At 34.2% G+C, this 12,797-nt stretch carries 11 protein-coding genes; 3 read left to right on the forward strand and 8 right to left on the reverse strand.

The genetic code is table 11. From position 1 onward, the window contains the following. Positions 1 to 330: 330 nt before the first annotated feature. Together EDD66_RS16600 and EDD66_RS16605 are read left to right on the forward strand one after the other, a co-directional pair. Positions 331 to 1,212, forward strand: a complete 882-nt coding sequence (locus tag EDD66_RS16600) for a DegV family protein (RefSeq protein WP_123610713.1) — start codon at positions 331 to 333, stop codon at positions 1,210 to 1,212. Positions 1,213 to 1,247: 35 nt separating this feature from the next. Next, a complete protein-coding gene (locus EDD66_RS16605; protein WP_123610714.1) occupies positions 1,248 to 1,883 on the forward strand; it encodes a lactate utilization protein in 636 nt (211 codons plus the stop codon). A gap of 111 nt (positions 1,884 to 1,994) precedes the next feature. Here EDD66_RS16605 and EDD66_RS16610 read toward each other — a convergent pair whose 3' ends face one another. The 6 genes from EDD66_RS16610 to EDD66_RS16635 form a co-directional block, all read right to left on the reverse strand. Further along, positions 1,995 to 2,801, reverse strand: a complete 807-nt coding sequence (locus EDD66_RS16610) for a PdaC/SigV domain-containing protein (RefSeq protein WP_123610715.1) — start codon at positions 2,799 to 2,801, stop codon at positions 1,995 to 1,997. 412 nt (positions 2,802 to 3,213) lie between these two features. Next, positions 3,214 to 3,804, reverse strand: coding sequence for a starch-binding protein (locus EDD66_RS16615; RefSeq protein ID WP_123610716.1), 591 nt, complete (start codon positions 3,802 to 3,804; stop codon positions 3,214 to 3,216). An 85-nt stretch (positions 3,805 to 3,889) separates the two neighbouring features. Further along, positions 3,890 to 5,620: a glycoside hydrolase family 13 protein gene (locus EDD66_RS16620; RefSeq protein ID WP_123610717.1), complete on the reverse strand. Its 1,731-nt coding sequence runs from the start codon at positions 5,618 to 5,620 to the stop codon at positions 3,890 to 3,892. A gap of 64 nt (positions 5,621 to 5,684) precedes the next feature. Next, positions 5,685 to 6,986, reverse strand: a complete 1,302-nt coding sequence (locus EDD66_RS16625; protein ID WP_123610757.1) for a sugar ABC transporter substrate-binding protein — start codon at positions 6,984 to 6,986, stop codon at positions 5,685 to 5,687. 23 nt (positions 6,987 to 7,009) lie between these two features. Continuing rightward, a complete protein-coding gene (locus tag EDD66_RS16630) occupies positions 7,010 to 7,834 on the reverse strand; it encodes a sugar ABC transporter permease (protein WP_123610718.1) in 825 nt (274 codons plus the stop codon). A 5-nt stretch (positions 7,835 to 7,839) separates the two neighbouring features. Continuing rightward, positions 7,840 to 9,180, reverse strand: coding sequence for a carbohydrate ABC transporter permease (locus tag EDD66_RS16635; RefSeq protein WP_123610719.1), 1,341 nt, complete (start codon positions 9,178 to 9,180; stop codon positions 7,840 to 7,842). Between the two features lie 388 nt (positions 9,181 to 9,568). Here EDD66_RS16635 and EDD66_RS16640 point away from each other — a divergent pair, with 388 nt between their 5' ends. Beyond that, entirely contained in the window at positions 9,569 to 10,483 is a 915-nt protein-coding gene (locus EDD66_RS16640; protein WP_123610720.1) for a LacI family DNA-binding transcriptional regulator, read from the forward strand. Positions 10,484 to 10,556: 73 nt separating this feature from the next. Here the strand turns inward: EDD66_RS16640 and EDD66_RS16645 are convergent, their stop codons facing one another. Then, entirely contained in the window at positions 10,557 to 11,420 is an 864-nt protein-coding gene (locus EDD66_RS16645) for an HDOD domain-containing protein (RefSeq protein ID WP_170164406.1), read from the reverse strand. A gap of 113 nt (positions 11,421 to 11,533) precedes the next feature. Next, the gene (glyA, locus tag EDD66_RS16650) at positions 11,534 to 12,775 is read right to left on the reverse strand and encodes a serine hydroxymethyltransferase (RefSeq protein WP_123610722.1); all 1,242 of its coding nucleotides are present in this window, start codon (positions 12,773 to 12,775) and stop codon (positions 11,534 to 11,536) included. Positions 12,776 to 12,797 lie beyond the last annotated feature (22 nt).

Below are 12,797 nucleotides of genomic sequence, written 5' to 3' on the forward strand. Positions count from 1 at the left end.
ATTTATTGTCCCATAATCAATAATTTACTCTTGCGAACATTCTCTTATTTATGTACTTATACAATAAATGCAAAGCATTTATTGTCCCATAATCAATAATTTACTCTTGCGAACATTCTCTTATTTATGTACTTATACAATAAATGCAAAGCATTTATTGTCCCATAATCAATTTCACCCTTGCAAGCAAGTGAAATTGATTATATGAGTATTATATCTATATTTTTTTAGTTTGGCAACCTTGGGCTTTTCACAAAAGTGGTATACATAATATACTGAGCTATGTTATACTAATAGTTAAGTTTAATAAAAGAAATTGGAGGATACTCAATGAATTACCAGATATTTAGCGATTCATCCTGTGATACCCCACCAGAATTAATAGAAAAGTATGGTATAATTTTAGTGCCATTTTACGTATCGTTTAATCAGGAGAATTATTATAAAGAAAATATTGATATAACAAATGAAGAATTTTATAACAAACTTGTAAGTGAGAAGGTATTTCCTAAGACTTCTCTTCCTTCTGTACAAGATTATATGAACAAATTTCAGGTAGCCCTTGATAAAAATCAAGATGTATTATGTATCTGCCTCTCTCAGAAATTCAGTGGTTCCTACCAATCTGCAGTAAATGCCAAAAATATTCTGATGGAACAATACCCGGCTGCTAAAATAATGATCATAGATTCTATTCAGGCTACTGCCGGACAAGGACTTGTACTTTTACAAGCGGCATTCATGAAAGAAGCAGGTTATTCTGTTGAAGAGAACGCAAAAAAACTGGAAGAGCTCAAACAAACCGCAAGAATTATGTTTACTGTAGATACTCTTGAATATTTGGCAAAAGGTGGACGTATTGGTAAAGCTGCCTCATTAGCCGGAACTATGTTGAATCTGAAACCAATGATTCAGTTAAAAGATGCTGAATTAATTCCTTATACTAATGTACGAGGACGAAAGAAAGCTCTGGAAAAGATACTTTTTATGGTAGAGGAATATTTTAAAGAAAATAATGAGAGCTTCGAAGATTATGAATTTAATTTAGCAAGTGCTTCAAGTTCAGATGATATCCATCTCGTAAAATCCAAGGTAGAAGAACTTATCGGAAAAGAAATCACATATCCTGTATATCAGATTGGAGTAACAATAGGTACATATACTGGACCGGGGGCTCTTGGTGTATGCTTTATTAAAAAATATAATGTGTAAATTTTAGCTACTATATTTTAAAGGAGGATTAAGATATGACTGCAAAGAAACAACATTATGAAAATTTAGCTGATTCCCTTATTGAGAAATTCAATTTAAGAGGCATTGAAGGTTATTATTGTGAAAATTCCAAAGAAGCGCTTAATATGGCAACTCGTTTCTTAACTCCAGGTTGTTCCATCTCTTGGGGTGGCTCTGAAACCCTAAAAGATATTGGTTTGCTTTCTTCCCTTAAATCATCAGATTATGTGTTGTATGACCGGGAAGAGGCAAGGACCGAGGAAGAAAGCATCGAAATCTATAGCAGGGCAGTCACTGCTGACTACTATTTCATGAGTTCCAATGCAATTACCTTAGATGGGGAATTAGTAAACATTGATGGCAATGGTAACAGAGTAGCCTGTCTTATCTACGGACCTAAGAATGTTATTATTATTGCTGGAATGAATAAAGTTGTCCCGGATGCTGAATCTGCTGTAGCAAGAGTTCGAAATTCTGCTACTCCTCCTAATGCAATCAGATTGTCAAAGAAAACTCCTTGTGCAGAATTAGGCAGATGTGTAAATTGTTTGACGGATGATTGTCTGTGCTGCAATATTGTAGTTACCCGTAAATCAAAAGTGCCAGGAAGAATTAAAGTAATTCTTGTTGGCGAAGAATTAGGATATTAATTATTCCATTTTTATAAAAATACCCCCAAATATACATTTGGGGGCATTTTAATTTACGCCGGGACACAAAACAAACTGCTATGTCCTCATAACGTAATACTTCTGGTTCCGTTATTTTTTATATATTTCATTCCATATGGCATGATTCGTCCTTAAACCATCTAACTCCTTATATTTAATCTCAAGTTCCATATGATCTCCAATTGCATATGGTACATTTATACTTACCCCGAGAGAATCTTTTGTAAAATAACTAAATGCATATAGCTCATTATTCTTTACTTCATCTGCTTTTTTTAAATAACTAATCAGGTTATCATTCGAATACATATTCAATTCATTTGCTATTATTTCATTCTCTAATTTAAGGTCTGATTCATAAGGCACATATTTTCCTTTTTTCAATTTTTGAATAAATTTTTCGTTAATCTTAAACACGTCACTTAGCTTTAAAATCTTTCCATCCTTCATATCAATATTAGCTGTATAAAATATATTACTTGGATGTGCTCCACCTTCTACATATCCAACTCCCATGAATGCAACGCTTAAAAGACCGGCATCTTTGTATTTAATATCATATGCTATATCCAGAGTTAACTTATCTGTATAGCCTTCATAATCATTTAAAACTTTCAATGCCCTTTCCTTTATAAGTTCATTTATCTCATTCTGCTTACTATTATTTTTAAGATTGCTAACCTGAGGATATTTTATTTTAACTTCCTTCTCTTCATAAGTGCCTTCTATTATTTCATAAGAATTTTCGTCATCTGCTTTACCATTATTATTTGCATTGTTTCTTTCTACTTGAATAGAATCATCTATTTCTTTAGTATCCTTCCTGCTCATTCCACATGATGTTGCTGAAAATACCATTAGTATTAATAATAGTGATAAAATTCTCTTTTTTAACATTTCATATACCTCATAATATTTTTATTATTATCCTATATATAAGTTTATGCTCTCCTTATTATGAAATATAATACCAGAGATAAATATAATATTCAATGAATGCTGTTATTCATTTTTCTAGCAACAATTACCAGCCTTCCATCCTCTTTCGTATAGTCACAGGTAGATAATGTTAATAATTGATCCTTATATTTAGCAGTAACTTTCTTTTTCTCAAAATCATGATCTAAATAATACTCATTATTCCCTGGTATATATATATAACAGGATAATCAATCATTGTAGCTCCAAGAATGATTAGAAAACAAGAAAAAGAAATCAAAAAGAAAAGAGCCGGGATAATATATTTTGTCATCTTCAAATTATCACAGCTCCTTTCTAAAAAATATTCTTTTATTATTGTATTACTAAATTATTCTTTCACCAGTCTTTTCTTTAATAAGAAAACCATTCCTGTAATAAACGCTACTATACCAATAAATACAATTGGAGCTGGCGCCAGGTTATCCCCGGTTTTAGGTGTTTCGTCCTTCATTCCTTCTGCTGCCGTTGTATCACCGACTGTTTGTAAATTAATTGGCCAACCATCTTCCGGTTCCGTATAAAGAACTGCCTGATTCGTAGCGGCACCCATATCATTTGCTTCCCCTTCACCGCCTATTACGATCCAGATCTCTTTCCTATCTTTTGATATCCCTTTCACATCACCGGATTGAGGGGTCCCATTTTTGCTGAATACAAGATTCAGATCACATTCTGTACTGATCGTGTAAACAAACCATCCATCCACCTTGTCTTTTTCCATAACTGCACCTGGCCACGGCCCGGCTGTTTCTCCTTTATCCCCCCAATTATAGATATTGATGCTTCCCCAGCCAGTTCCATCCTGAACATGAACGACAACATCATTCCCAGCTGCCTTTATTTCCAGCCCTAAAACACTTAATGTGATAATGACCGCCGCCAATGCAATAGATGCTGCTCTCTTTAATACTTTTCCCATTTCTTATACCCTCTTTCTTTATATATTTTTAGGAATTTACAAAACTCATACACCCAATTATGAATTTTCCAATTACCTATATTCTTTAAACGAGTTTAAGATAATATGCAGTTAGTTCAGGGATACATATTGTTGATTGTTCTGCCATATTCCAACTTGACCCATTAAGAAGTTCTGTTACTGATTTTTTATCAGCTTCCTTTAAACAATAACCTGCCTCTTTGTCTGTTGTATTAATAAGGATCATAATAGTCTCATTCTTGAAGGTGCGTTTCATTATAAATACCGAATCTGTACTTAAGAAAGAAATATTCCCATATTTTAGGGCTTTCTCTTCTTTTCGCAGTGTTATTAATTTTTTATAATAGTCTAAAAGTTCTTTATCCCACTTCTCCTCATTCCATTCAAATCCTTTCCGACAGCCCGGATCATAGCACCCTGTCATTCCTATTTCCGTCCCATAATAAGTACACGGCATCCCTTTATAAGAAAATAGAAATGCAGCTGCAAGTTTGAGGTATTCTTTTCTTTCTCCACATGTATAGAGGAACCGTTCTGTGTCATGACTATCAAGCAGATTAAGCATTGCTTCATTCACCTGGTCTGAATAACGTATTAATAATGAGCTCAAACTATATTCAAACTGTTTTGCATTGATCAATCTTCTTGCAAAATAATCAAGACATAATTTTGTCACCGGGTAATTCATAACACTGTCAAATTGGTCTCCCATTAACCAGGGATAAGCATTATGCCAGTTCTCACCAATAACGATCACCTCTGTATCCATTTCTTTCACACAGACCCTGAATTCTCTCCAGAAATGATGGTCAATCTCATCAGATACATCTAAACGCCAGCCGTCAATTCGGAAATTTTCTGTCCAGTATCTGATAGCAGACAAAAGATAATATTTAACTTCTGCATTTGATGTATTTAATTTAGGCATGCATCCTACCGAGCCAAACATTTTATAATTTGGTGGATCCGTTTTGACCAGATCATCATTAATAAAGAACCAATCAAAATACCTGGATTCTTTTCCTTTTTCCATCACATCTAAAAAAGGTGGAAACTGATTGCTGCAATGATTAAATACCGCATCTAAAACAATTTTAATACCCAATTCATGTGACCTTTCTACCAGTTCTTTCAATGTACTTTCATCTCCAAAGAAGGGATCGATCTCATAATAATTTACTGTATCATATTTATGATTGGATGGTGATTTAAAGATAGGTGTCAGATAAATTCCGTTCACTCCAAGTTCTTTTAAATAATCCAGTTTTTCTATAATTCCTCTTAGATCTCCCCCAAAAAAGCTATGTGGCTTTGGCATATCATCCCAGTTGCTTAAGTTCTCTGGAGAATTCTTCACATCACCATTAAAAAAACGTTCTACAAAGATTTGATAAAATACTGTTTCAGATATCCAGGAAGGTACTTTATGTACATCAATAGGATTTATATACGGGTACTGAAAGTAATAACAATATGCCAGTTCATCATTAAATTTATCTACTATTCCGGCCTCTGTGTAATATATGAATTTTTCTCCTTTCGTTAGCTTGAAATAGTATCCGATCCTTGAATCCTCTTCCACAATATTGAATTGATAATAATCAAAATATTCATCACTAAGGATCTTCTTCATCTCATTTTTTTTATTATTTTCCCATTGGTATTTAAAACCATAGATAATTTCTACTTTATCTATATCATTCTTAGCTGTCCTAAAACGGATGTGTAACTCCTTTTCTTTATATGCATACCCATAGTTGCTCTTTGGAATATGACATAGTGCTTCTATTTTCATGTCTGATCCTCCAAGAGTGAAAACGTTTTCCCATCACTCTGTTTCCTGTCCCAATCTTTAAATTTTATTCTGTTGTTAACATTGTTTCCCAATCTTTTATTGCCTTTTGTCTTCCTTCTGCTGGTGTTAACTGACCATCAAAGACACTTTGTGCCAGGCTCGCTGAAATCGTCCAGTAATAAGAGATTCTCTTTACAGATGGCATTGGCCAGGAATTCGCAAATTGCTCCACAAATGGTCTTATATATTCATCATCTGCTAATCCTCTTACTTTGCTGATATCCTTTAAAGTAGTAATCTTATTTGCTTTCTCATATAATAAACCTGCTGCTTCATCTGAAACTAAATACTCTATAAATAGCTGTGCCGCATCCGGATATACTGTAAATGCCGACACATGTGCATTCTGTACTCCTGCAAATGGTGTTAAAGCTTTACCATTATATGTTGGTAATGTAGTTACACCAAAATTTACACCACTATTTTTAAATTCAGTTATATCCCAGGGTCCTGAAAATTCATATGCTGCTTTTCCTTCTGCAAACTGGTTTTTTAAGAAGCTGTCATTACTTAGATCTGTAGAATTAATTGGCATAATCTCGTGTAATTTTCCAATCAGGGTAAGTCCCTCTTCAAATTCATCAGTATCAAATCCCGGATTATCTGCATCTGTACCATCTTCACCGAATAAGCAAAATCCTGCTGAACTTAAGAATGGATATACCTTGTAGCCATCTGCAATTTTATTTAAGAAATAAAACAAATTATTTTCTGGATCATTAAATGTCTTAGCTGCTACCATAATTTCTTCAAAAGTTTTCGCCGGTTCTCCTTGTACTAAATCTTTATTATAGAATAGACAAGTGGTTTCTAAAGAAATTGGAGCACCATATAATTTTCCCTCTGATGTAACTGTATTAATTCCAACTTCATTGATTCTTTCCTTTAAATTACTAACAACAGTCTCGTTTAGTTCAAGAAATACCCCTGAGGAGACTCCTTGTACAAATGAGTCATGGGGACTCATAAATATATCTGCACCGGTACCTGCAGGCCCGCTTAATGCGATTTTATCTATTGTACCCAGTCCATTCTCCTCTACTGTTACTGGTACACCGTATTTTTCTTCAAATTTCTTTCCTACAGCTTCTCCAAATTCTATATCCGGTGTCCAAAAAATTAATTTTGCTCCTTCTTCTGGTACTAACCCGGCATCCATGATATTATCTCCTTTAGCAGTATCACCACTGTCCACTGCCACTTCCAGTGCATCCTCTTCTTCCACCGGCAATTCCTTCTTGCAGCCGGCCAGAGAAAGAAGCCCAATCCCAACTAATAATAATAGAACTCTGTTTTTTCTTTTCATATTCTTTCCTCCATTCATAATATTCACCCCTTATTTGCTCCTGATGAAATTCCTTCTACAAGATAACTTTGGAATATCAGATATAGGATAGTTATTGGTATTGCAATAAGTACTGCCCCTGCTGCGAACAGCGTAAAATTTGAATTTTCATTTCCCGTTATCATGGAATAAAGTCCCACTGCTACTGTCTTTGTAGATTCCCCGCTAAATAATAGATTTGGTAAGATATAATCCATCCAGGGCATCATGAATTGAGATACTGCACAATATACAATGATAGGTTTGGATAATGGCAATATGATTTTTACAAAGGTATAAAACTTTGTACTTCCATCAATATAAGCAGCTTCATCGAGGGATGTGGATATACCATCCAGGTATCCTTTTACCAGCCATACATTATAGGGAATTGCACCTGTTGAATAGATGATCACTAATGCAAGGGGTGTCTTATTCAACCCAAATGTCATAAATAACGTATAGATAGCTGTCATGGATAAAAAACTTGGAAACATAGATAATATGAGCATTATCATTAATCCATTTTTCTTGCCTTTAAAATGAAATCTTGATACTACCCAGGCAGTAACCATAATTAACATTACGGATAAGAAAGAATTTAGGAGTGCTATGGATAATGAGTTTTTAAACCAGGTAATATAAGATGTTTCTTCAAATAATCTTCTATAGTTATCAAGGGATAGTACTTTGGGAATAAGAGTAGAGGATGCCAGCCCATTCCCTTTGTGAAAGGAAGATATAACGATCCAGAATACAGGTACTAATACAATAAGTGACACAAAGATTAATTCTAAATTAATTAGTATTGATTTCATTCTCTTCCCCATTCTCCTTATACCTCCTTAAATGCCTGTGTTCTTCTGAAATTCCAGAAAGATACACTTCCAATAAATATAAATAGGATGATACACATTACTGCAGCCATATCATACATTTGATGTGTCAGAGTCAATTTATAAATCCAGGATATTAAAATATCTGTATCTCCTGCCAATTGATAATTTGCATTTACTGGCCCGCCTTCCGTTAAGAAGTAAATAGCACCAAATCCATTAAAATTACCTGCCAGATTCATAATAACTAGTGGGGCTGTTGCTTTATAGACCAGCGGAAAGGTTATCTTTCCGAAAATCTGAAATCCATTGGCACCATCTATACTCGCAGCTTCATATAATTCTTTATCAATATTAGATAGGATACCCTGAATCATTATCATGAACATAGGAAACCCCATCCATAGATTTACTAAAATTATCGTGATCTTAGCCAGGAAAGGATCCGTCAAAAACGGAACTCTTTGATCTGCTAAGCCTAACTCAATAAGCAGCTGCCCGATTGGTCCGAATTGTCCGTTCAATAGATTCTTAAATACCAGGAGTGAAATTAATTGTGGAATCGCCCACGGCAAGATCATAATTCCCCGATATAGTGATTTTAATTTTACATATTTGCTGTTCAAGAGAATCGCTTGAAACATTCCAAAAAAATATGTAGAAAATGTTGCACATATGGTCCATATAACAGTCCATATTAAAACAGAGAAAAATGTACCGGACCAGATAGGTACTTTAAAAAGTTTAGTAAAATTTGAAAAGCCTACCCAGTCAATTAAAGTCCCAGGTGGCAGATGATTTTTATTATAATTTGTGAAAGCAGTTAAGAACGAGAAAGCAATTGGCATGATTACTGTAAATGCTATTAATAACAAAATAGGGGACAGTACCACATAAGGAAATGATTTTTTTAAGAGGGTTCTTAAACTCTCCTTAAAAGTTGGGCATTTTCCTTGTTTCTCCATCATCTTTCCTGTAAAATATGCATCCTTTAAATTTAAAGAAAAGATAAGCAGGATAATGGTAAAGATAATTATTGTAATAATTCCATTAATTAAAAGTATAGTGGAATGATCTCCATTTCTGGCTCCCGCTTTCGTTCCAAGAGTTACAAATCCCCATATGCCTTTGGTAAGGAATCCACCATGAAGACGGAATTTAAAATGCTTGATAAGACCATTTGCATATTCAATCCAATAACCTGTCATCATTTCAATCCCAATGAAAGATAGCTGCATGGCAAAAAAGAGTAACCCCTTCCATCTTTGCTTACCAATAAAGAACTGTCCTCCACCCCATATAAAAACAGATAGTAAGGTAGATATTCTCCTTTTCGTCATTACCATACTTCTCCTTTCCATGCCTATAATATACTGTTATAAATGCCTGTTGCTTAAGCGCTTAAGTTAATTACAATTTATCATTATTAATTATTCTTGTCAAGATATATTGCACAATTTATCTTCTATTTTTTTTGATTTTTTGTATTTATTGCACTATTATTTTACTTAACTCTAGTTTTGTTAAGTGAAATTATTTTTAGCCTTTCTCATATTTTATAAGTGGTATCGTATTTCATATTAATTAATTTAAGTGAGTGAAATTATGATAAAAGTTCTACCGTATCCATGAATTATTCCTGGCAGATTCAATTCATTGAATCATTCAAATCTTTTGTGCTATAATGGATTTAATATTTTATTTGTACCTGGGAAGGATTGGTATATTATGAGAAAAGAAAAAGTTACTATGAAAGATATAGCCAAAGAAGTGAATGTTTCTTTAGCTACTGTATCCTATGTGCTCAATCATTCTGAAAAAGAAAAAATAAGCCATGACACAAGAATTAAAGTTTTAGAAACGGCCAAACGAATGGGTTATACTCCAAATCAGGCTGCAAGATCCTTAGCCAATAAAAAAAGCAACTTAATCGGTATCATTGTTAACCTTAGCAGAACTGCCTCTTCAAGTATGAAATACCAAAGCCTGGATCTTGCAAGTGAACTTCAAGCCCAAATTTATAATGCCGGCTATGATACCATTCTTTCCATTACACAGGAATTAGAAGATATCCAGATAAAATATAAGCACTCATTAGAAGCTGTTTTTATTATTGATATTAATGAAAAAGCACTTAAAAAAATCACTAATCATTATTATGTTCCCCTTATATTTCTTGACTGTGATTTTGAAGATGGCCTATTCTACAAAATCCTGCCGGACTACAGCCTTATGATAGAAAAAGCCAAACAAATGCTGGGCGAAGAGCACCCTTTTCTTGTTATGGAAAGTATTATCAATAATCGGATGAAAGAACAGATTTTTGCTGACTTTGAGAAAGATGATATCTTTGTTAGTAAAAGGAATACCAGCCTAAAAGATTTTTTAGCTAAAAAGACCTCCAGAAAGGGAATTGTCATAGGAGATACACTAGCTTCCCAAGTAGAACGTTACATTGATAATAAGCAGATTGTCATCCTATCATCAGATGATGCATCCGACCTTCTGCTGGAAGATACCAGACGTATTGTGGTAAGTAATAAAAGGAAAGCAGAAGTAGCCATTAATATACTGGAAAAATTAACAAACCTTTCTTATGATGAGAATGGAAATACACGAATTTTCCTGTGTCCGGAAGAATAAAATAAAATACTTATAAAGGGACTGTATTTGCACAGTCCCTTATCTGTTATATATGCTCCTTATTTCAACTCATTTAATAAAACGAAAAATAATGTGCAACTTTTTCTAATTCACTTGGAAATTCTTCAATTACTTCTTTTAAATTATCTTCTGTCAGGCCTAAATTCCCCATGGCTTTTTTACTGATCGTATGATTTAGGTTGAGTCCCAATAGCTTTTCATAATATTCTGTACTAATTACATCTGCAACATAAATAAGCTGTACTTCTTCAAAATTAGATTTAGCTGCAAAAGGTGTATGATGAAATTCGACTATATTAGTAATATCTTCTCGTATATTCCACCTTCTGCAAATCCATGCACCAATGTCAGCATGGGTGATTCCACCCATAGCAATACGTTCAGCAACTAATTGATGAACACCATTCTTTAATTTTTCTGTTATTTCATCAATAAGATCTGGGAGACAGGTATCTAATGTAATAATTCCTATATCATGTATAAGACCATAAGAGAATATCTTGTATTTGTCTCCTATTTTCATTCTTGATGACAGCATGGAGCCTGCCACTGAAGTTCCTAAAACATGTTTCCAATAATGATGCATATTGAAAGTTCTTGATTTTTTCTCTTTTGTCTTTGGAAACAATTGCAGGGTAATGAAAAAGATCAATAGATTTTGCACCGTCTGCATTCCCAGGTATATCACTGCCTCTTTGATTGATTTTATTTCTTTATGTAATTGGAAATACCCAGTATTTAGATTTTTCAACATTAACTTATTCAATTCTCCCGATTGGGAAACTTTTTCAATAAGAATATCAATATCTAATTCAACCGGGTTTTTAAGAAGATCCAGGATTTCACTCACATTTTCAGGTAAATCAGGTAAGTATTCAGAGTTATCCAATATTTCAAAGATTATATCTCTATCCATTTTTCCACCTTCCATTCCTATAGATTTTAAATATTATTATAATAATAGGGCGTGTCCCAACTGAACTACGCCCTATTTGAATAGGCCGTTTCACATTTGGGCCCATCAATTATTTATTTATGCAATGGATATTTGTCTGTTAATTCTTTCACTAACTTCATAGCTTGCTCTCTATTTACTTCAGCATCTTTTAAAAGCATTACAATAGCCTTGGCGATTACATCCATATCTTCTGGTTTCATTCCTCTGGTAGTAACTGCTGCCGTACCAAGTCTGATACCACTTGTTACAAAAGGAGAAGCTGGATCGTTTGGAATCGTATTTTTATTACATGTAATATTGGCCATATCTAACAAATGTTCTGCTTCTTTTCCGGTAACGCCTGTATTACGAAGATCCACCAACATAAGATGATTATCTGTACCACCGGACACCAGGTTAATTCCTCTGTCCATAAGCCCTTTCGCCAGTGCCTTAGAATTATCAATAATGTCCCTGGCATAAATTTTAAAATCTGGATCTAATGCTTCTTTGAAACATACTGCTTTTGCTGCAATTATATGCATTAATGGTCCTCCCTGTATTCCTGGGAAGATAGATTTATTTAACTTATACTCGTTTGCAAATTCTTCACTGGAAAGAATCATACCGCCTCTTGGCCCTCTTAGGGTCTTATGGGTTGTAGTGGTTGTAACGTGTGCATAAGGGATTGGACTTTCATGTAACCCTGCTGCAACAAGACCGGCAATATGAGCCATATCTACCATCAGAAATGCACCAACTTCATCTGCTATCTCACGGAATAATTTGAAATCAATCTTTCTGGCATAGGCACTTGCTCCTGCAATAATCATCTTTGGTTTACATTCATGAGCGATTCTTCTCACTTCATCGTAGTCAATGTATCCATTATCATCTACACCGTAAGGAATAATGTTGTAATAACTTCCTGACATATTTACCGGACTTCCGTGTGTTAAATGTCCGCCATGTGCCAGGTTCATGCCCATTACAGTTTCACCGGGTTTTATAAGAGCGAAGTAAACAGCCATATTTGCCTGAGCACCTGAATGAGGTTGTACATTTGCATAAGTACAATTATATAATTTCTTTGCGCGTTCTATTGCCAGATTTTCTACTACATCCACATATTCACAGCCACCATAATATCTCTTTGCGGGATAACCTTCTGCATATTTATTCGTTAAAGGGCTTCCCATCGCTGCCATGACTGCTTTACTTACAAAGTTCTCGGAAGCTATCAGTTCTATATGGTCCTCCTGCCTGCCGATCTCGTCTTGTATTGCTTTTGCAATATCCGAGTCAAAGGATTTAATCTCATCAAATGAATACATTTTTCTACCTCCATTGCATTTT

It is taken from the genome of Mobilisporobacter senegalensis (assembly GCF_003752155.1).
In the GTDB taxonomy this organism is placed as follows: Bacteria; Bacillota; Clostridia; order Lachnospirales; family Lachnospiraceae; genus Mobilisporobacter; species Mobilisporobacter senegalensis.